Genomic DNA, 20,900 nt, shown 5'->3' with positions numbered 1-20,900 from the left:
GATATCCTCCTTATTTAGTGCGTTCCGTTAGTAGGTCAAGAGTTTGTTGCCGAAGCTTATACTTTTGGATTTTTCCGGATGCAGTCATTGGATAAGCATCGGTAAATTGAAAGTAACGCGGAATTTTATGAAAAGATATTTTCCCTTTGCAATACTCTATCAATTCTTTCTCCGTAAGGGTTTCTCCTGCTTTCAAAATGATCCATGCGGCTACCTCTTCCCCATACTTCTGATCAGGAACGCCGAGTACCTGGACATCGACAATTGCAGGATGTTGATAGAGGAATTCTTCAATCTCACGGGGATAAATATTTTCCCCTCCACGGATGATCATATCTTTCAGCCGGCCAGTAATCTTGCAATAACCCCTTTCATCCATCACCGCTAAATCTCCCGTATGAAGCCAGCCTTCCTGGTCAATCGCCTGCTCAGTGGCTTCCGCGTTATTATAATATCCCTTCATTACATGGTATCCCCTCGAACAGAGTTCACCCTGTGTGCCACGCGGGACTTCATCCCCTGTAGACGGATCGACAATTTTCACTTCCACTTTCGGCAACGCCCTTCCCACTGAAGAAACACGAAGTTCGATCGGATCATCCGTTCTCGTCATCGTAATTCCTGGAGAGGATTCCGTTTGACCATAAGTTATTGTAATTTCCGAGATGCCCATCTTATTCACCACGCTTTTCATGACTTCGATCGGACATGTGGAGCCTGCCATGATACCAGTCCGTAACGAACTTAAATCATAATCGTCAAAGTCATCGAGATTAAGTTCAGCAATGAACATCGTCGGTACACCATGAAGCCCCGTACATTTTTCGGCTTCAACTGTCTGAAGGACAATGCGTGGATTAAACTCCACGACCGGCACCATTGTTGCCCCTACTGAAACAGATGCCATCGTACCAAGGGAACAACCGAAACAATGAAAAAACGGAACCGGGATGCATAGCCGGTCAGCTTCGGTCAGCTTCATGCATTCCGCGACATTCAATCCGTTATTGATCAAGTTGGAATGCGTCAACATCACTCCTTTTGGAAATCCTGTCGTCCCTGATGTATATTGCATGTTAATCACATCGCCTGGAGCCAATTCCTCCATCCTCATGTCCAGCGATTCCTCCGAAACGGATTTGCCCCCGCTAATGACTTCATCCCATGAAAACGTTCCGGGATAACGTTTTTCACCTAAAACGATGATATTTTTTAATTTTGGCAGTTTCTCAGATTGTAATTTTCCTGGTTCTGCATTTTTCAATTCAGGAATGATTTCATACAGCGTATCTATATATGAATGATCCTTATATTGTTCCATCAGGATGATCGTCGTCGAATCGGATTGCTTTAACAGGTATTCCAGTTCACTTGTGCGGTAATTAGTATTGACCGTCACCAGCACCCCGCCCATTTTTGCGGTGGAAAATTGGGAAATAAGCCATTCCGGTTTATTGGATGCCCAAATGGCGATATGTTCACCTTTTTTTATATCCAGTGACATGAACCCCCTGGCAGCCTTTCGGCAAATCTTTTCAAATTCGCGATAAGAATGGCGCAGGCCTAGTTCATGGTACACAACCGCTTCATTATCACCATATTGTTCAGCTGTCCTTTCAAGCAATTTCCCGATCGTAACATCTAGCAAATCAGACATCAAACTCCTCCTAATCAAATAAAGGTAAGAATGAACGCTTTTTGCTGTATAGATAACATCTGCTTTTCACCTAAATGAACCCAAGCATCAAGTTCATTTTACGTTCCGTAAAGATTAACAGCCTAATTGCCTGGCGATAACGAGTCTTTGAATTTCGGATGTGCCTTCACCAATTTCCAATAACTTAGCATCTCTTAAATAGCGTTCCACTTCATATTCTCGCATGTAACCAGAGCCGCCATGTATTTGAATCGCTTGATTGCTGGCGCGGAACGCGGTCTCACTTGCAAAAAGCTTGGCGTATGCCGCTTCCTTTGCAAAAGGTTTTTTATTGTCTTTTAACCATGCAGCCTTATATACCATATTCCTCGCCAATTCGATTTCCATCGCCATGTCAGCAAGCTTGAATTGAATGGCCTGGAAATTCGATATGGTTTTACCGAATTGAATGCGCTCTTTTGAAAAAGCTAAAGCTCTGTCAAAGGCAGCCTGAGCGATACCGACGGCCAAAGCTGCAATGGAAATCCTTCCACCATCAAGCGTGAATAAGAATTGTTTGAACCCTTTGTCTGGATCTCCCAATAAATTTTCCTTTGGCACCCGGACATTATCCAGAATGATTTCACAAGTATTGGAAGCCCGGACTCCCATTTTTTCATAATTGCTATTGATCGTAATCCCTTGGGTATCGGTTGGCACGATGAATGCCGAGATGATGTTTTTGCCCCTTGTATCTTTGCCCGATACAGCAGTGACGGTAACCGTTCTTGAATAGCTGGCATTTGTTATCCATGTTTTCTCGCCATTAATCACATATTCATCACCTTCCAACACGGCAGTCGTTCTCGTACCGCCAGCATCGGAACCCGCATTAGGCTCTGTCAACCCGAAAGCTGCCAGGGTTTCACCGGTCGTGATTGGAACCAGATATTTTTGCTTCTGCTCTTCGGTTCCAAAATAGTAAATTGGACTTGCCCCGAGCGAAACGGCTGCTGCATAACTTAAGCCGGTTCCCCCGCACGCCTTGCCAACCTCTTCTACGGCAATGGCATACGAAATCGTATCTCCGCCCGAACCGCCATATTCTTCAGGAAACGGAATTCCAAGCAACCCGAGTTTCCCCATTTTTTTGAATACATCTTCCGCAAACATGGACTTTGCGTCCAACTCTATCGCAATCGGTTTAATTTCCTTTTCGGCAAACTCCCTAACCATTTCCTTAATCATCTGCTGTTCTTTTGTAAGTGAAAAATCCATGTGTTCATTCCCCTTTCTATTGAGACCGACTAGTTGGTCTGTACAAATCAAGTTGATTGTTCAATCCACAACAACTTGGTTCTTCAGTAAAAATGGCTGGGTGATTTCCGCTTCTTTTTGTTTATCTATCAATAGGGCATTCAGAATTAAATCCACGTAAATATCACCGATTTCGTCGATCGTTTTTCCGCCGTCCCTTTTGTACCATTTGTAGGACCAGTTCACCATGCCCAGAATTGACATCCCGGTAATTTCCACTGGCAATTCGCTGCGGAATACTCCCTTGTCAATACCTTCTTTGATAACGGAAAAAATGATTTCTTTATACGTTTGACGCTTTTTTTTGATTGCTTCAACATAAGGTGGTTTTAAGTAAATGCTTTCTTGATAGAAAACTGAGATGTGTGGTTTATAGAGGTCAAAAACTTTAACAAATGATTGAATGATCTTTTGCATTTTTTCTGTTGGATGGGTACTTTCTGAAATGGCTTCCTGTGCTTTTATTAAAACATATGAAATAAAGTAATCATGGATGACAAATAAGAGTTCATCTTTGGAAGAGAAATGGTGATAAAAACCACCTTTGCTAGTTCCGCATGCCTTAACGATTTCGTTGACGGAGACACCATGAAAACCATGCTGATCGAAGAGCGTCAACGATGTTTCAATTATTTTTTCTTTTAACTCCGTAAGACTGCACCCCCTTTGTATCCGCTTACATTCTTTCTATCCAGAATAAAGAGCTTGATTATGTATAAACTGGATTTATTTAGATTTTACCAAATAATTAAAAATTGTCAATTTTTAATTATCAACAAAAAAACAGCCCTCAAAACCAAGAGCTGTCAATCCAGTTTATTTAAGAAGCAGTCGATACCATGTCATTTACTACCCTTGACCGGTTTAACTTGGGCTTTTACAAGCTGCCACCCATTATTATATTTCCATACTGATTTGATCTCCAGTATCGGATCACGCTCATCGGACCCTTTTACATTTTGGATTCCAATAAGCGCTTTTCCTTTTCCAAAAACGGTCTTGAAATCCAGTGAAGAGTATGGATCAACCAAAAGCTCTGTCGGTTCATTTAGTTTTCCATTTTGATAAATGCCCAATTTATCATAAGCTTGTTTTCTGGAACTGACATCCATCACCACAGGTTTTTGACCTTCAATAATGATTTCCGCTTTGTATCCGTCAAGAAATTGTGCCATTACGGGAACGGATGGCGGAACTTCCAGCTCCTTCACTTTTCCATCCTTGAATGTATAGGCATAACTGGATATCAACCGCTCTCTACCTTCCATCAAAACCGTAACCAATACATCCCGGACCCCATCATCATTCAAGTCGGCAATCTTTAGATCTGGATTATACCCAGCTTCAAGCGGGACGTCGATTGTACGGCGATTGCTTTCCACACTTAACTCAATTTTTTTCAGAAACTTGCTGCCTTCCTCATAAGGCAGTCCCTGAACCTGGATGATGTCTATTTTCTGGTCACCTGTTACATCTCTTTTAGTTGATATATATGTGCCATCCACCTGAAAATTTTTATCATGCGCTTCAACCGCTTGATAGCTCAAAAATAGTGAGATGACTAAAACCGCATATTTTAGCAAATCTAACTTTTTCATAGTGATAACCTCTCTTTTCAAAGATGAACTAATTTGACATTTGTCGCCGTTTGAACTTTCGACGCTGATCTTTCATGAAGATGGACCAGAAATAATAGAACCCTGGGACTAATATCGCAAAGCCCACGATATACGTGGCAAACACGGCCCGGAATGAGGTTGGATCGGTAAATCCTGAAAGAATCGTGACATTTGGATAGATGATATAAGGTAAATGAGCGATACCATAAACATAACTGCCGATTAAATACTGTATGATAATCGCAATGACAGCGAGGCGTGGCATCCCTTTAACCTCCTGCTTAGAAAAATAGGGCAGGTACAGTGCTATCCCGCTAATGATGAAAAAAATGAGCGAGACGAATAACAATGCAGAGTTTTTCATCATTCCTTGGTAAATCCAATTCGCTTCGTATCTTAACGTAAGCATGACCAACAGAGCCATGACCAACATAAGCGGTCCCGTTATCATCGCATCCCTGCGATATATTTTGTATGCTTTCATTTCGTCGGCCTGTTTTGAGTAATCGGACAGGAGCAAAGAAGATAAAAAAAGCGTGCTCATAATTCCGAATCCCACAAATGCATACTCATTCGGACTCGTGAAAAGTTTAGATAAATTCAATTCTTCATTTCCTCTCATGCCTTCGACAAACCCAAGATGGGTGATTGGCAATACGCTGATTAATAGCCCCGGTATGATCAATCCCGTCAATCCTGAGATATACGTTAACGCTTTTTCATATTTGTCAACGCTATGCGAGAAAACCAAGAAAGCACTCCTAATACATAGCAGAACCAATATCAGGCTTGCGGGAACGATCAAGGCTACCCCAATCGGGAATACCGCACCTGGGAATAAACTGTAAATCGCAATGACAAGACCAACCACAAAAGTATTCGTCACTTCCCAAGTTGGTGATAAATAGCTATTCGCTATCTTGGTAGCATTCGTCTCTTCCTTTTTAATGTAAGTCATTGCCCAGAAGCCCGCGCCGAAATCCATAGAGGCCATGATGGCATAAAGAAAAATAAAGCCCCAGACCAGTGTTATTGCAAGAAGAGCATCACTCATTCGCCTTCCCCCCTTTTATGAATTCGAATCGAAAAGTCTTACATCTTTCTGTTCGGCTTTATATATATCATCCATTACGGAATGACGTTTGAAATAATACAAAAGTGTAAACACGACAGAAACGCATAAAATGATATATACAATAATGAACATCGTGAATAAGAATCCAAGGTTTTCGTACGAAGTGACTGAATCCTCAGTTGTCAGCATCCTGTATATCGTCCATGGCTGTCTGCCGGTACAGGCAAAAATCCAACCGCATTCTATCGAAATCACCGAAAGCGGCCCTGATGCAACAAACAGCCAAAGAATCCATTTTGGATATGTCTCCTTTTTCAGCCATTTATTCCATACCAATGCAAACAGTGCCAACGCGATTAAGCCTGAACCAATCATGACCATGGCGTTGAATAAGATATGGACATAAAGGGGCGGCCAATACTCTTCCGGAAAATCGTTCAAACCGGTCACAACCGTATCGAAGCTATTACCAGATAGAAAGCTTAATAACCATGGGAATTCAATCCCATACTTCACTTCCTGGGCTTCCCTATCGGTATAACCGAACAAGGTAAGTCCGGCATGGTCCTGTGTTTCAAACAACCCTTCTGCCGCTGCCAGTTTTTCCGGCTGTTCCCTATATAAATGCTGCGTAGTCGCATGACCATTCAATGCCGTCAAAAACGAAAAAACCAAGCCCAAGACAATACTGAGCCTCAGTGCCTTTTGGTGAAAATTAAATTCAGCAGTGCCATATTTATTTTTCAGCATCTTATAGGCTGCGACGGATGCCACGACAAAAGCGCCTGTTGTATAAGCAGTCAGGGCCGTATGTCCAGCCGTCACCAAGAAACTTGGGTTGAAAAATGCCGCCCAAGGATCGACATCGACGATTTCCCCATTTTCAAACCGGAACCCAGCAGGTGTCCCTTCAAAAGCATGGACATTCGAAATCAAAACAGCCGAAGCCAATGCTCCGAATGCAACAAAGAATAAACTCACGATTCGGGCCCATGGCTTGATTTTTTCAGCAGCATACACATAGATTGACATGAACAGTGCTTCAACCATGAATGCATAAATCTCGATCTGGAATGGAAGCGCCATGACGCGTCCAATTACTTCCATGAACCCAGGCCATAATAGTGAAAGCTGCACACCCGCAATCGTACCGGTCGGAATCCCGACCCCAAGCAAAACCCCTAATGTTTTGGTCCAGCGTTTAGCCATGACGACATACTGTAAATCCTTAGTCCTTTGAAACATCAATTCCGCTGCCAACATCATCATCGGCAACCCGACGCCGATCGTTGCAAATATGATATGTACAGCCATATTCGTCCCGAACATTGCGCGGGCCATTTGTATATGATCCATACTGTCTTCCTTTCTACCCTTTGTCTCTTGGTAGTATCTCCTCAGTAAAGGAAAATATTTAATAATATTCCACAAACTAATTTTTCATAGGTTTTGCAGTAGGTAGGTATTTACTTAATGATGTTTTTGGATGATTGTTTAGAATATATTCTATCGAGGTTATTTTTGGTATATATTTTACGTGGAATTCACCAATTCACTAAAAAAATTGGTTACTAAGCATTTAGATGACAAATTATTGAATATCCTTCATAAATGGTAACCCAATAGGAATAAGATAGCGTAAATCCCATATAGAAAGTGTAACAAGAGAGGAGAAAAACACTTTGTCCCTTTTCAAAGATCCGCTATCACCAGATCAAATGCTGGCTGTTATCAGAAATGGCCTGGGGCCTTCTCAGATCCCCAAAAAAATCATTATCATTGGTGCCGGCATGTCTGGGTTGGTTGCAGCATCCCTTTTAAAACAAGCGGGGCACGATGTTACGATATTGGAAGCAACCGGGAGGGTCGGAGGGCGTGTTTTGACGATACGGGAGCCATTTTCAGAAGGTTCCTACCTTGAAGCCGGTGCCATGCGCATTCCGAATTATCATTACTTAGTTGCTGAATACATCAAGAAGTATGGTCTACGAGTCAACACTTTTGTGAATGCGACTCCTAATGATCCCATTTATGCCAATGGAATCAAGACGACCGCTGCCATATATCAACGGAACCCGGATATACTGAGGTATCCTGTAGCTCCCCATGAAAGAGGTAAAACAGCTGAAGAATTACTCAACATGGCAATTAAGCCTGTGACTGACTTCATCATTCAAAACCCACGTAGAAATTGGGAAATTGTCATTAAAGAGTTTGATAAATACTCCATGAACTTCTTTTTGCAGTATAATCCAGTCGGAATCAGTCTATCTACAGGGGCGATTGAAAGCATCAAAGTCCTAATGGGTTTAGAAGGATTCCCGGAACTTTCTTTTCCGGCCATACTTAGGGAGCTTATGCCTCTCTTTAATCCAGACGTGAATTTTTTTGCAATCGAAGGTGGAAACGACCGGCTTCCTTATGCTTTTCTGCCGGAATTGAATGATAATTTAAACTTCAGATATGAAGTGACAAAGATCGTTCAACATGATAATCAAGTCACCATCCATTCCAAACATACTCAAAGTCAAAACCCCTTAATGGTTACCGGTGACCTTGCCATCGTGACGATCCCTCTTCAATTGCTGCAATTTATAGAAATTGAACCCCGGAATTCCTTTTCCCATAATAAGTGGAAGGCAATAAGGGAACTCCATTATGCCGCTTCCACAAAAATCGGACTTCAGTTCACGCATAGGTTTTGGGAAAAGGAAGGAATCTTCGGCGGTAAATTGACAACCGATTTACCCATTAGATTTTCTTATTACCCCAGCCAAACGAGCAACCAGCGTGAATCGGGTCTCATCATAGCTAGTTATACATGGGAAGATGACGCCACTTTGTGGGATATCCTTCCAGAAAATGATCGTATACAACACGCATTGAAAAATTTGGCAGTGATCCATGGAAAACAAGTATATGATCATTTTTTATCAGGAGCTTCTTATAGCTGGACACTGAACCAGTATTCCTACGGCGCTTTCTCCATGTTTAAACCTGGTCAGGAGACGGACTTGTTTCCATACATCCCAACCCCTGAAGGAAGGGTCCACTTCGCTGGGGAGCATACATCAACCGTACCAGCTTGGATTGAAGGAGCCATCCAATCCGGAATCAGGGTTGCACATGAAGTGACGAATCTGCCTAGAACTTTCGGCGGGCCTTGAATGGACCATTTCCTTGGCTATTAAGTAATCTCATCAACAAAGAACACTTGACAAAAAACCTTCCATTTGGAAGGTTTTCATTCTAATGCCCAGCTCGGCATGTCCAATTGGCCATCTTTTTCCAGCGAAAGTAAGCATCGCCAGCATCGACAATTTTTCAAGTCCCCTTAAAGTAGTCAAACTTCACTTTATCCCTCCTTTTGAACCAAAGTCTACGATCCTTAAGTCCACTTTATAATTAATATCGGCTTTACTGAAAACTTCGTCCCATTTATTCTTATTTTTCTCCCAAAACTTTGGATGCTGATTTTGCACATAACGATACAATCCTGCTACCCCTGTTTTATAATCATGCTGTAATTTGTCTACGATTTTCTCGACATCCTTTTTCACTTCATCCTCGGCAAGATGCTCAATCTCTTTTAGATAGTATTCTTCAAATGAATTCTCCTTACCATACCAATCTTCCGAAAGTCTTGCTGTATACCCGACCTTTATATTGATCGTCAAATGATCACCGTTCAATTCAGTCGTGATTTTCCTCCTTGTCCTATTGATCACTTCAACACTTATAGGCTTACCGTGTTGGAGCGTTTCAATTAGTCCACCTTTAACCTTTCCGTTTAACCAATTTAAAGCAGCTATATCCTCATCATTCATGACCCCGACCAACTTTGAATTGTTGATCACCCCTGCACCCTCCAATATTAATTTCCCACCCCTAATATCAACGGCCTGAATGGCAAAGCTTCCATCTGATTGCAAATTTGAGGATGCTTTGCCCAGTGTTTGAGTTGGGAGAATTTTATTCGTTCGCTTCTCATTATCTTTCAATTCATAGATTACATTCGAAGGAATTTCCCCATCGTCGGCTAATTCCAAAATTTCTTTCGTCGGTCTCTTTGTTAATAAAACAAGACAACTTCTCCTCGTATTGTTATCGCGTATAGACTGATTAATGATTGCCTCCATTGGGTATTTCCTCAACACATCTTCATTAATAAGGATGATACGCTGATGATTGGTTAAAACCGTATTGGTTATGAGTAACGAATCCCTAATTGCTTCATGCAGCGTTTTGGCACTGACGGTAACATTTTTATATTTTAGTTGAGCCTGATTTTCCTGAACACTATTTCCTGGAGGCACCAGAATTTGCTGTGTCAACATGATTTCGTCCTTCTTTTTGCTTTTATCAATTCCCATTCCCACCACGAGCGATAATTCTTCAATATTTTCACTGTCCCAACAGCCAGCCAGTAATGGAATAAGCAAGATTAACCATAATCTTTTCATCCGCTTCTTCTGCTCCTTTTCACTTGAACGATTGCAAAAGTAATAATTGGCAAGCCAAACAATATAAAGGGAAATATATATCCCAGCAAGTCGCTCATTTTAAAGATCTCGATTGTATTTTTCGGAATTTTGGCTAGAAAAAAAATAACAGGAACCAATACAATGAGGTTCGTTGAATAGGAATTATTAAAAATTTTCATAAGCCCTTCTGCTGCGAAGTAGTAGTAAATCGCATGAGTACAAAAAAACTGCAAAATCCAGGTTATTAAGAGAAATAGCTCCATACGTTCTAAAAATATTCCTGTTACTTCAAAGGACTGAATAAAAGAAATGGTTGGCCAAGTAACTGCCATGACCTCCGGGACAGTCAGCGTAGCCACTACCAGAACATATGTAATTACATATAAAATCAGCGGTATGAAAAAACCGATTAAAACGCCTCTTCGTATCTTGTTTTCATTTTTAACGACGCCAAACAAAAAAATGAAAAGTTCAATCCCAAAAAAAGACAAAGTCCCGGAACCCATTCCTTTCATGACAGGGAGAAACCCTTTCGCAAGAACAGGCTGCATATTTTTAAGATCGACTACCCTAAGACTAAACAAGTAAATGAGCAACACAATGACAATTGTCAGTGGGAGAAAAAAGATGCAGACCTTTGCTATGGCTTTAATTTGACCTGTCAATAGATGGGCACTTGCTAAAATCATGGAAAGTATCACGATCTCAACTGGGGTTTCCTCCAATAAATAAAAACGGACCATTTCACTCATCGCAAGAACTTCAAAGCTGGCCACGCCTATAAAGTACACCACCACGACCAACCCAATAAGTTTGGAGAGCCACTTACCATAGGCCTCCTCCATGTATGAGTAATAGCCTTTAACCTTATGTTTTTTTAACAGTACAACCAATAAGCATATGAAAAGGGCAATAATAATCCCATTTAAGATCAAGATGATCCATCCATCGGTCGAATGGACTTTTTCCGTTATCGTCCTTGGAAGCGTCAGCATCCCAATTCCTAGCATGCTGCAGGAAATGATCGCTGCCAATTCCCCACTAAGAATTTTGCCTTCGGACTGGCCCAAAAGAATTCCCCCCCTTTTTACGCTTCGGTAACCGTAGGAACGCATCCTTCCAAGTCTTTTTACCGATAAAATCCATTGGTTGAAAATAAGGTTCTTGGAAGCTGGTTAATTTTGACAAATGGCTGATAACGATGATAAAGAATAATGTGGTTCCGTATAAACCTAAAACGGCGGCAAAAATCATCGCCCCGAACCTTAATGCCCTGAACGCCAATCCAAAGCTATATTGCGGGACCGTAAAAGAGGTAATCGTCGTGATCGAAACGATAATGACCATGAGGGAACTTACAATATTCGCTTGAACTGCCGCTTGGCCAATAATGACTCCGCCAACCAATCCAACCGTTTGACCAATGGGCGATGGGAGCCGAATACCTGCTTCGCGAAGCAGTTCAATCGTTACTTCCATGATGATGGCTTCAACAAACGGCGGAAATGGCACGTTCTCCCTTGTACCCGCGATGGTCATCGCCAGTTCTGACGGAAGCAATCCAGGGTTGAACGAAACCAAGGATATATAAATCCCTGAAAGAAATACGGTAACAAATAAAGATAAATAGCGAAGTACACGTAAAAAAGAACCCGCTACCCACCTTTCATAATAATCATCCGGTGACTGCAGCAGCATCGTGATCGTCGTTGGTGCCATCAAAGCAAATGGCGAGCCGTCAACCATGATGACCACCCTTCCCTCCTGCAATGCAGCCAATACTTTATCTGGACGCTCCGTATTTTGGATTTGCGGGAAAGGGGTTAACGCTGTATCTTCAATTAATTCCTCGAGCATCCCCGAGTCTTGGAGATCAGTAGCTTTCACTTCATTTATCCGTTTATTCACTTCATTCAGCAGTGAATCGCTCGCTTTTCCTTCATAATAGATCAACGCAACTTCCCGTTTTTCCATCGTCCCGAACTTCTGTTGTTGGACGATAAGGTTGGGATGGTTCGAATATTGCCTTATCAAGCCGATATTTTCTTGAAGACTTTCGATAAACCCAAGCTTCGGTCCCCTGACAACCCTCTCAGTTGAAGGTTCACCCAGTGTACGAACTTTTTCCTTTTCCAGATTCAAGACATAACCATTTACAATTCCATCTATAAATAAAAGCGTTTTCCCGTCAAAAATATACTCTATGCCTTTTTCATATGTTTCAACATCAGCCTGTTCCCTGACTGAACAGATTTTGGAAATGACCAACTGCTCGATTGAAACCGGGTGCGTTGTTTCGACTTGGGCAGCTGATAAATCCAGGACTATATCATTTAATGCAGGGTAATCCATCGTTCCATTTAAAAATACGAATAATCCTGAAATTTCATAACCGGGAATGAATACCTCTTTAAAAACGACATCAGCCTGCATATTCAATTCAGATTTCAATTCTTCCTGTTTTTGATCCAATTTTATATGCAAGGGTTTACTTTTCATGGAGAACTCCTTTGGTTAAATGGGGTTTTATTGTATCAGTTTCCTCTATTTTCATTTTTTTTATGCGAACAGGATATGGAGGCAGCTTTTACACCATTTTATTATTGATATCCCTTTCTATAGCGAGCAACATTAACATCCAAAGTGGTTAATTTGTAATTAAATTGCAAATGCTAGGATAATAAGCTTTAGTGCAGAGGTGACAACATTGTTTAACCGCAGAACGTTCAAAAAAAAGCCCCATAAACCCAACGAAAAAAATGATGAATTAAATAAAGTTTCGGAAGTAAGGGACCTATTCAATACCCTATCTTTATCCAATGATTTCATAAACCATCAAGGAACATATAATGGCATTGGCTATTGGGTTTCTTTTTATCGCTCGTTGATCGATGCACAGGTACTTCATGAAAGTGTTCTTTCGGTCATACCTACTCTGGAAACGATAAACTTGGAGCAAATTAAAGAAAACGTACCTATTGAAAACACACTGATCACCAGTACCAAGGTTGTAATCGAAAAAAGGATCATGAGAGGCGAAATTGCACTTCGGTTAGATGGAAATCTTGATGAATGCCTATTAATCAATGTTGCGGCCCAACAAGGAAGACAAGTTGATAAACCTGAACTTGAATTTGGAATAATAAGTGCACAAGAAGCATTTGTCGAGGATCTTGATATCAATCTTAATTTAGTCAGAAAAAGGCTTCCTATCCCTGAATTGCAAGTAAATGAAATGACTGTGGGATCTCTGTCTAAAACGAAAGTGGCCGTTTTATCGATAGAAGGGATCGTTGATCAGGAAAATGTTGATAATGTTATCCAAAGGATCAATGACGTTGAGTTTGATGAAATATTGGACGGGTCATATCTCGCGCAAATGCTATATGATAATTCAAATACCTTGTTTCCCCTTTTCCTTAATACGGAAAGGCCTGATCGCATCGCAAGTGCCTTGGCTGAAGGCAAGGTAGCCCTGTTAGTCGATCGGTCGTCCTCTGTACTTATTACTCCAACCATTTTGTTGGAATACTTTATCACGATGGAAGATTATAATATGCCTTGGATTCCGGCATCGGCATTCCGTTTATTAAGGATTTTCGCGGTCGCTTTTTCGATATTTGCCACTCCCATTTATGTAGCCGTGCTGACGTATCATTATGAACTGATTCCTAAAGATCTTTTGGAAACGATCGTAACTTCAAGGAACTTAATACCTTTTCTGCCTTTAATCGAAGCATTATTCCTGGAGATCTCCATTGAGTTATTACGGGAAGCCGCTGCCAGGCTGCCAACAAAGGTAGGTCAGACATTAGGTATCGTCGGCGGTATCGTTATCGGTCAAGCCGCTGTAGTAGCTGGTTTGACCAGTAATATCTTATTAATCATCGTTGCCCTCTCGGCATTGGCATCATTTGTTACTCCCATTTATAAAATGGGGAATGCCATTCGGCTGCTGCGGTTCCCCTTTTTAATCGGTGCCCAAATTTGGGGGCTGCTCGGCATTACCATATCAGCTGTGTTTTTGATGACCCACCTTATCAAATTAACGTCAATGGGACACCCGTACCTTGAACCGATATACCCATTTCGCATGCCAGATTGGAAAGACAGCTTTGTTCGGCTTCCTTTCAATCTTTTCAAATCACGTCCTGTAAATTTACGACCAGATGATAAATCCAGACAGCCTCATCCAAAAAAAGCAAGAATCAAAAAAAATGATTTTAATGAATGATCTAAATGAGGGTCCCATATGAACCAAGCTGGTGTTAATGAAAAGTATAAAGTGTCACCGTTCTATGCGTTTTTTTTAGTGCATTCCATGCAAACGGGAGTAGGCGTTTTAAGTTTTCAAAGAGTTTTAGCGAAGACAACGGGAACAGATGGCTGGATTTCGATCCTACTGGCCGGCCTGATCGTCCATATAATGATTTGGGTCATTTATAAAATCTTCAGTATCGTTCCTGGTGATATCATTTCTGCAAATAATCAAGCATTCGGGAAATGGATGGGAAATTTCTTCAGCCTATTATTCATTCTTTACTTTTTTTTCCTCGGGATGACAGTCATGATTAGCTATATAAATGTCATACATGTATGGATGTTTGAAGAGGTACCATCTTGGGCTTTTTCAGTGGTCTTCCTGGTTTTGATTTATTATATTCATACGGGAGGATTCCGAACAATTACAGGTATTGCCTTTTTAAGCGTCCTTTTGACATACTGGCTTTTATTTGTCCTATTCTATGCCATGAAATACTCTGAATTCACCAATTTGCTTCCTGTTTTCCATCACACTCTATTGGACATATTGAAAGGAACCAGAGGTACTTCATTGACGCTGCTTGGTTTTGAAATGATCGTGATGTATTATCCGTTCATCAAAAATGCTAAAACTTCACAAAAATATGCCCATTGGGGGGCCTTAACGACAACCTTAATAACCGTATTCGTTTATTTGGTTTCACTTGTTTTTTATTCACAAAAACAGTTGGAACTGACTATATGGCCGACATTGTCAATGACCAGCGTTGTCGAATTGCCCTTTATCCAGCGATTTGAGTATATAGATGTTTCTTGGTGGGCCATCATTATCATACCCAACATGACCATCGCCTTGTGGTCAGCAAGCCGAGGTTTCAAGCGCTTGTTCAATGTTCAGCAAAAATATCCATTATGGGGGATGTCGATTATTATCCTGCTTACCAATATATTTATTTTTGATATCGATTCCCTCTATATATTGAATAAAATAATCGATCCATACGGCGTACTCTTTATTGCTTTATACTTGCCTCTTCTTTTGGCCATCATCTATATAAAGAAAATGAGGAAACGTATATGAGAAAATTATTTCTTGTTATCTTGGCTTTGCCCCTCCTTTGCAGCTGTGCCGAGCCAAGAGTGGTGGATGAAGTCAATATGTCCCAGGCCATTGGCTACGACATACTGAAGAATGATAATGTCGAAGGAATGTTCGTCATTCCTATCTTCCAGCAGGACATGATGGGTAAATATCAAATCTTAAGCGGAACATCGACGACAACAAGTGATGTCCAGGCTGTCGTTTCCAAAAAAGCGGATAAGCCGGTATTGCTTGGACAGACACGCATCATTTTATTCAGTGAGAAAATGGTTCGGGAAATCGGAATGACAGAACTGACCGATTATCTCTACCGTGAACCACAACTTGGAAACAGGGTCATTTTGGCCATCGTTGAAGGAAAGGTCAAGAATGTCATAAATTCGAAACCATCAAATAAGAATGTGAATATTGGAATTTTTTTATCAGGTTTGATCAATCAACAAATTGAAACAGGTAATGGACCGGATACTAACCTCCATCTTTTTTTAAGAAACTCTCTAGAAGATGGCGGCGATTCGTTTCTTCCTTTATTTATATTAATCAATAATGAAGTTTCGGTTTCTGGAGCCGCCCTATTTCATGAAAATAAGATGGTCAGCAAAGTCCCCACGGATGATATGTTCATCTTCAAAACATTAGTTCAACATCATAGGCGGGGAATATACAAATTCAAATTAAAAGACAAGAGAAAAAGCGATATTGTAGTGGAAAGTATCCGAAGCGGTTCAAGTTATGAGGTATCCAGCTCAGAGAGAAATCCCTCGATCACGATCAAGATCAAAATTAAAGGACAAATCAAGGAATCCATGCGAAGTGAAAACCTTACCAATAGAAAGATGATAAAAAAAATTGAAAAGGAAATGGAAGCTGATATAACCAAGCAAGCAAACCGTCTTATGAAAGATTTTCAGGAAAAATCCCTTGATCCGATTGGGCTGAAGGAAAAATATCACGCCAAAAATAAAAAATTGACCTATGAACATTGGAAAAAGATTTATCCGACAATGGACATTAATATAGAAACCAAAGTTAACATCACCCAAACCGGGGTCTCAGAATGATGAATTATCGATATGCCATTTAGAAATCTTCATCCGATTGGAAAAACTACATTCATACTAAATTGCTGGTGAACAGCTCAGTTATTTAACTGCATGGCTGGCAGATGCTTTTGAAACAGCAAGAATTGTGGTTAGCCGGATAAATGAATCTGATTATCTACCTATCGTCGTTACATTAATAACAGGAGCTGACTATATGAATACACCTATGAAATCGATCATCGCTTTCTCAGTATTAAGTATATGTTTAATCGAAGGATACTCATTTGCTTCCGCAGGTAACGAACAAAATGAATTGAAATCGGATAAAGTGACCTTTTTTGGGTCCCCAACTTCTGCGATTTCCAGTTCAGTTGCTGTGCCTCAAAGTTATAACCGGTTATTGTTTAGCGGAACAGTCGCTCCTCTTTTAAACAAGGATGGAAAAACCACTTATGAGAGATATGGCAATACAGAAAAGCAGGCAATCGGAATCTTAGAGAAATTAAAAGCAGATTTGAAAACAAAAGGACTTTCCCTCGCTGATGTAACCTATCTGCGTGTGTATGTCGCGCCAGATCCAAACAAGGGAAATACGCCAGACTATCAAGGTTGGTTCGATGCTTACGCTCTATTCTTTAATACAAAGGAAAATACAGTGAAAACAGCCCGTTCTACTGTAGGGGTGCAAAGTCTGGTTTCGCCGGATTACCTCATTGAGATTGAAGCAGAAGTAGCCTATAAAAATAACAGCAAGTCAAATAAATAGACGATCGATGTGTATGGACATGATTCAACATATCGATGTTCCAGCCACTCCGGAAAACCTTTGAATACCAAAAGAGACAGGAAATTATTCCTGTCTCAGACTGTAGACAAACTCGATGAAAATCGAGTTTGTCTATTTTTATGGCTTGTACAATTTGGACGTTGATTTCCACTCCAGGCACTCGCTTTCCGCGGGCGGTCGGGGAGCCTCCTCGGCTTTCGCCTGCGGGGTCTCCCCTAGACGCGCTTTTCCCGCAGGAGTCTCGTACCTTCCGTTCCAATCAACTTTGTCTTACCTTTTAGATAGAACACTTTTGCCTGGAGTCATGTTTGTTTTAAAATAGAAGTATTAAAACTTGAGGTGATGAGGATGCTTTCTAAACATGATTCTATTCAGCGAGATCAACTTGAAATGATTACTTTAGATCAATTGGTGCCACCGAACCATTTGGTTCGTAAAATGGAGGCTGCCATTGACTTCACTTTCATTTATGACTTGGTGAAAGATATGTATTCAGAGGTAGGACGCCCAAGTATTGATCCAGTTATTTTAGTTAAACTGACTTTCATTCAATATACCTTCGGTATTCGTTCCATGCGTAAAACGATTGAAGAAGTTGAAACCAATATGGCTTACCGTTGGTTCTTAGGCTATGGTTTCCATGATAAAGTACCTCATTTCTCTACGTTCGGGAAAAATTATGAGCGACGCTTCAAAGATACAGATCTGTTTGAACAGATTTTCTATCGCATTTTAATGACAGCTGCTAATAAAAAGTTAATAAGTGCTGAACACGTTTTCGTGGATTCCACACATGTGAAAGCCAGTGCGAATAAACGGAAATTTGAAAAGAAAATCGTTCGTAAAGAAACACGAGCGTATCAAGGACGTCTTCAAGAAGAAATCAATCAAGATCGTGAAAACCATGGAAAAAAGCCTTTTCCACCAGATAAATTTGATAAAGAAGAGACCAAAGAGATTAAAGAAAGTACAACGGATTCTGAGAGTGGCTACTATGTGAAAGATGAACGAACAAAACAGTTTGCCTATTCATTCCACGCGGCCGCAGACCGCAACGGTTTTGTATTGGGAACGATTGTAACACCTGGAAATACACATGACAGTCAGATCTTAGAGCCACTAGTTGAACAAGTGATTGAGAAAGTTGGAAAACCGGAAGCCGTTGCCGCAGATGCAGCTTATAAAACACCAGCGATTACAAGCTACCTATTTAACAAAGAAATCATACCGGCTTTACCTTATACACGTCCTCGCACCAAAGAAGGATTTTTCCGCAAACAGGACTATGTATACGATGAACATTTTGATTGTTACCTTTGCCCTTCGGGCGAAACTTTAAAGTACTCAACAACAAATAAAGAGGGCTATCGCGAGTACAAATCGCCAAAACAAATTTGTACAACATGCTCATTTTTATCTCGGTGTACAGAAAGCAAAGACTGTCAAAAAGTGGTGACACGGCATATCTGGCAAACACATGTGGAAGAAGCAGATCATCTGCGTCATCATCAAGATGTAAAACCTATATATGCAAAACGTAAAGAAACGATTGAGCGTGTATTCGCAGATGCAAAAGAAAAGCATGGTATGCGTTGGACTACTTTAAGGGGACTTAAAAAATTGTCGATGCAGGCGATGCTTACTTTCGCTGCCATTAATTTAAAGAAGATGGCCAATTGGACATGGCAAGGTCCAAAAATGGCCTAACATAGTGGGCTCGTAGAGCCCCAATCTCTAAACTTTAGGCGAAAATTCAAAGGGAATTTCAAAAGGGGTTCAGAATTTTTTAATTCCGAACCCCTTTTGTCTACAAACTGAGACAGGAAATTATTCCTGTCTCTCATTTGTTTTAATCAATCATGAAAATTCGTTCCATCCGTCACTTCTTTGACAATGCCTGCATTGATGACGAAGTCGCCGAAATGCTCTCCTTGCTGACGTTCTTTTGCATAACGGGAAAGAAGTACACGCAACTCTTTTAATATCTCTTCTTCACCGATGTTTTCACGGTACATTTTACTTAATCGGCTTCCGTCGAATGCCGCACCGAGATACATATTATATTTACCAGGTGCCTTACCGATAAAACCAATTTCACCGAGTGCATGCCGGGCACAGCCATTCGGGCAACCAGTCATGCGTATGGTGATTTCTTCATTCCTCAGGCCGTTTTCATCAACGATGGCCTCGATTTTATCAATCAGAACCGGCAAATAACGCTCTGCTTCGGCCATTGCCAACCCGCATGTCGGAAGCGCCACGCATGCAATCGAGCTGCGTCTGAGCGCCGAATGATGTGCACCATCCGTCAAACCGTACGTTTCAAGCAATTCTATGATTTTTTTCTTTTTCTGGCTTGACACATCTGCAATGATCAGGTTTTGATTGGCAGTCAATCGGAAATCACCCGTATGGATCTTTGCGATTTCGCGCAAACCGGTCATCAGCTTGTAATCATTGATATCGGCAATTCGGCCACCCTCGACAAATAGTGTAAAATGCCATTTACCCTGCATGCCTTTTACCCATCCATAGCGGTCGCCATTATTATCAAAATGGTAAGTTCTCGCTTCCTCCAGCTTCCATCCTAGACGATTTTCCAGTTCAGCTTTTACCGGTTCGAGCCCAAGCCTGTCTACCGTATACTTGAACCGGGCATTTTTCCGTACGGATCGGTTTCCGTAATCACGCTGAATCGTAATGATTTTTTCAGCCACATCCAGTATTTTGTCTGGCTGGCAAAAGCCGATTACCGTGGCTAGTTGAGGATATGTCGCCTTGTCACCGTGGGTCATTCCCATACCGCCGCCGATCGCCACATTAAAACCAACAAGTTTTCCATTTTCAACAATTGCTATGAAGCCAAGATCTTGGGAGTAGACATCAATGTCATTAGATGGCGGGACCGCAATGCCTATTTTAAACTTCCTTGGCAAATAAAGCTTTCCGTACATTGGTTCGACTTCCTCCAATTCCGGAGTAGCGACAACTTTTTCTTCATCCAGCCAGATTTCATGGTACGCCCTTGTACGTGGCAATAGATAATCACTCAATTTTTTCGACCATTCATATACTTCGGAATGGATTTCGGATTGAAATGGAATCGAATTGCACATTACGTTTCGGTTTACATCTCCGCATGCAGCGATTGTATCCAACATGGAAGCATGGATTTCCTGAATGGTTTTTTTCATATTCCATTTTAAAATACCATGCATTTGAAACGTCTGCCTTGTTGTCAATTTCAAGGTTCCGTTACCGTATTTCTGGGCAAGGTCATCCATAACAAGCCATTGAGAAGGCTGTGCAACCCCGCCGGCCATGCGGACACGCAACATAAATTGATAGGCAGGCTCCAGTTTTTGTTTTTGACGCTCATTACGCAGATCCCGATCATCCTGCAAATAGCTGCCGTGGTGTTTCATCAGTCGATTGTCATCATCCGGAATACCGGCGCTAATCCGATCCTGCATCACTGTTCCAAGTGTACCTCGCAAATAATCGCTTCTTTCTTTAATTTGCTCAACATCACTTGGCGGGCCTGCTGGTGCTTTCAATAGTGGGTTCACCATGT

General features: G+C 41.2%; 17 protein-coding genes. 6 read left to right on the top strand and 11 right to left on the bottom strand.

All coding sequences use genetic code 11. The annotated features are described in order from the left end of the window. Positions 1-10 precede the first annotated feature (10 nt). From MHB45_RS09095 to MHB45_RS09070, 6 genes are all read right to left on the bottom strand, one after another. Positions 11-1,648, bottom strand: a complete 1,638-nt coding sequence (locus MHB45_RS09095; RefSeq protein WP_048680722.1) for an AMP-binding protein — start codon at positions 1,646-1,648, stop codon at positions 11-13. 123 nt (positions 1,649-1,771) lie between these two features. Then, positions 1,772-2,914, bottom strand: a complete 1,143-nt coding sequence (locus MHB45_RS09090) for an acyl-CoA dehydrogenase (RefSeq protein WP_048680675.1) — start codon at positions 2,912-2,914, stop codon at positions 1,772-1,774. 60 nt (positions 2,915-2,974) lie between these two features. Then, positions 2,975-3,625 (bottom strand): TetR/AcrR family transcriptional regulator, encoded by a 651-nt coding sequence (locus tag MHB45_RS09085; protein ID WP_048680671.1) that lies wholly within the window; start codon positions 3,623-3,625, stop codon positions 2,975-2,977. A gap of 170 nt (positions 3,626-3,795) precedes the next feature. Further along, positions 3,796-4,551: a hypothetical protein gene (locus MHB45_RS09080; protein ID WP_072272932.1), complete on the bottom strand. Its 756-nt coding sequence runs from the start codon at positions 4,549-4,551 to the stop codon at positions 3,796-3,798. A gap of 28 nt (positions 4,552-4,579) precedes the next feature. Beyond that, the gene (locus MHB45_RS09075) at positions 4,580-5,626 is read right to left on the bottom strand and encodes a cytochrome d ubiquinol oxidase subunit II (RefSeq protein ID WP_048680667.1); all 1,047 of its coding nucleotides are present in this window, start codon (positions 5,624-5,626) and stop codon (positions 4,580-4,582) included. Between the two features lie 15 nt (positions 5,627-5,641). Beyond that, positions 5,642-7,003: a cytochrome ubiquinol oxidase subunit I gene (locus MHB45_RS09070; RefSeq protein ID WP_048680664.1), complete on the bottom strand. Its 1,362-nt coding sequence runs from the start codon at positions 7,001-7,003 to the stop codon at positions 5,642-5,644. A 362-nt stretch (positions 7,004-7,365) separates the two neighbouring features. On the opposite strand from MHB45_RS09070, the gene MHB45_RS09065 reads away from it, so the two are divergent. Next, the gene (locus tag MHB45_RS09065; protein ID WP_048680719.1) at positions 7,366-8,814 is read left to right on the top strand and encodes a flavin monoamine oxidase family protein; all 1,449 of its coding nucleotides are present in this window, start codon (positions 7,366-7,368) and stop codon (positions 8,812-8,814) included. A 33-nt stretch (positions 8,815-8,847) separates the two neighbouring features. Here the strand turns inward: MHB45_RS09065 and MHB45_RS09060 are convergent, their stop codons facing one another. Genes MHB45_RS09060 through MHB45_RS09045 form a run of 4 tightly spaced genes read right to left on the bottom strand, consistent with a single transcriptional unit; the run spans position 8,848 to position 12,630 of the window. Further along, complete coding sequence (locus MHB45_RS09060) at positions 8,848-8,994, bottom strand: hypothetical protein (protein WP_161922539.1); 147 nt, start codon at positions 8,992-8,994, stop codon at positions 8,848-8,850. 3 nt (positions 8,995-8,997) lie between these two features. Continuing rightward, the gene (locus MHB45_RS09055; RefSeq protein WP_072272931.1) at positions 8,998-10,110 is read right to left on the bottom strand and encodes a Ger(x)C family spore germination protein; all 1,113 of its coding nucleotides are present in this window, start codon (positions 10,108-10,110) and stop codon (positions 8,998-9,000) included. After that, positions 10,107-11,201, bottom strand: a complete 1,095-nt coding sequence (locus MHB45_RS09050; protein WP_048680658.1) for a GerAB/ArcD/ProY family transporter — start codon at positions 11,199-11,201, stop codon at positions 10,107-10,109. Before MHB45_RS09050 ends, MHB45_RS09055 begins: the two co-directional genes overlap by 4 nt. Next, positions 11,173-12,630 (bottom strand): spore germination protein, encoded by a 1,458-nt coding sequence (locus MHB45_RS09045; protein ID WP_053087376.1) that lies wholly within the window; start codon positions 12,628-12,630, stop codon positions 11,173-11,175. The genes MHB45_RS09050 and MHB45_RS09045 overlap by 29 nt, the downstream gene beginning before the upstream one ends. Positions 12,631-12,838: 208 nt before the next feature. On the opposite strand from MHB45_RS09045, the gene MHB45_RS09040 reads away from it, so the two are divergent. The 5 genes from MHB45_RS09040 to MHB45_RS09020 all read left to right on the top strand — a co-directional run bounded on the left by MHB45_RS09040 (position 12,839) and on the right by MHB45_RS09020 (position 19,033). Further along, the gene (locus MHB45_RS09040; RefSeq protein ID WP_048680653.1) at positions 12,839-14,365 is read left to right on the top strand and encodes a spore germination protein; all 1,527 of its coding nucleotides are present in this window, start codon (positions 12,839-12,841) and stop codon (positions 14,363-14,365) included. Positions 14,366-14,383: 18 nt separating this feature from the next. After that, positions 14,384-15,475 (top strand): GerAB/ArcD/ProY family transporter, encoded by a 1,092-nt coding sequence (locus MHB45_RS09035; protein WP_048680650.1) that lies wholly within the window; start codon positions 14,384-14,386, stop codon positions 15,473-15,475. Continuing rightward, positions 15,472-16,557, top strand: coding sequence for a Ger(x)C family spore germination protein (locus tag MHB45_RS09030; protein WP_072272930.1), 1,086 nt, complete (start codon positions 15,472-15,474; stop codon positions 16,555-16,557). Before MHB45_RS09035 ends, MHB45_RS09030 begins: the two co-directional genes overlap by 4 nt. A gap of 196 nt (positions 16,558-16,753) precedes the next feature. Continuing rightward, the gene (locus tag MHB45_RS09025) at positions 16,754-17,305 is read left to right on the top strand and encodes a RidA family protein (RefSeq protein WP_072272929.1); all 552 of its coding nucleotides are present in this window, start codon (positions 16,754-16,756) and stop codon (positions 17,303-17,305) included. Between the two features lie 369 nt (positions 17,306-17,674). Beyond that, positions 17,675-19,033 carry an IS1182 family transposase gene (locus tag MHB45_RS09020; RefSeq protein WP_072272405.1) on the top strand — a complete coding sequence of 453 codons (1,359 nt, stop codon included), beginning with the start codon at positions 17,675-17,677 and terminating at the stop codon, positions 19,031-19,033. Between the two features lie 146 nt (positions 19,034-19,179). On the opposite strand, the gene cysI is transcribed toward MHB45_RS09020, so the two are convergent. Then, positions 19,180-20,898: an assimilatory sulfite reductase (NADPH) hemoprotein subunit gene (gene cysI, locus MHB45_RS09015; RefSeq protein ID WP_072272928.1), complete on the bottom strand. Its 1,719-nt coding sequence runs from the start codon at positions 20,896-20,898 to the stop codon at positions 19,180-19,182. Between the last annotated feature and the right edge of the window lie 2 nt (positions 20,899-20,900).

Origin of the sequence: Peribacillus sp. FSL K6-5616, from assembly GCF_038008245.1 — a bacterium.
Taxonomy (GTDB): domain Bacteria; phylum Bacillota; class Bacilli; order Bacillales; family DSM-1321; genus Peribacillus; species Peribacillus frigoritolerans.
The sequence above is the reverse complement of the archived record's forward strand: the minus strand, read 5'-3'. Positions and strand labels throughout refer to the sequence as shown.

Coding starts and splice junctions, on each gene's coding strand:
- MHB45_RS09090 (WP_048680675.1), bottom strand. CDS start 2,914: ATGGATTTTTCACTTACAAAAGAACAGCAGATGATTAAGGAAATGGTT.
- MHB45_RS09080 (WP_072272932.1), bottom strand. CDS start 4,551: ATGAAAAAGTTAGATTTGCTAAAATATGCGGTTTTAGTCATCTCACTA.
- MHB45_RS09075 (WP_048680667.1), bottom strand. CDS start 5,626: ATGAGTGATGCTCTTCTTGCAATAACACTGGTCTGGGGCTTTATTTTT.
- MHB45_RS09070 (WP_048680664.1), bottom strand. CDS start 7,003: ATGGATCATATACAAATGGCCCGCGCAATGTTCGGGACGAATATGGCT.
- MHB45_RS09065 (WP_048680719.1), top strand. CDS start 7,366: ATGCTGGCTGTTATCAGAAATGGCCTGGGGCCTTCTCAGATCCCCAAA.
- MHB45_RS09055 (WP_072272931.1), bottom strand. CDS start 10,110: ATGAAAAGATTATGGTTAATCTTGCTTATTCCATTACTGGCTGGCTGT.
- MHB45_RS09045 (WP_053087376.1), bottom strand. CDS start 12,630: ATGAAAAGTAAACCCTTGCATATAAAATTGGATCAAAAACAGGAAGAA.
- MHB45_RS09035 (WP_048680650.1), top strand. CDS start 14,384: ATGAACCAAGCTGGTGTTAATGAAAAGTATAAAGTGTCACCGTTCTAT.
- MHB45_RS09030 (WP_072272930.1), top strand. CDS start 15,472: ATGAGAAAATTATTTCTTGTTATCTTGGCTTTGCCCCTCCTTTGCAGC.
- MHB45_RS09025 (WP_072272929.1), top strand. CDS start 16,754: ATGAATACACCTATGAAATCGATCATCGCTTTCTCAGTATTAAGTATA.
- MHB45_RS09020 (WP_072272405.1), top strand. CDS start 17,675: ATGCTTTCTAAACATGATTCTATTCAGCGAGATCAACTTGAAATGATT.
- cysI (WP_072272928.1), bottom strand. CDS start 20,898: ATGGTGAACCCACTATTGAAAGCACCAGCAGGCCCGCCAAGTGATGTT.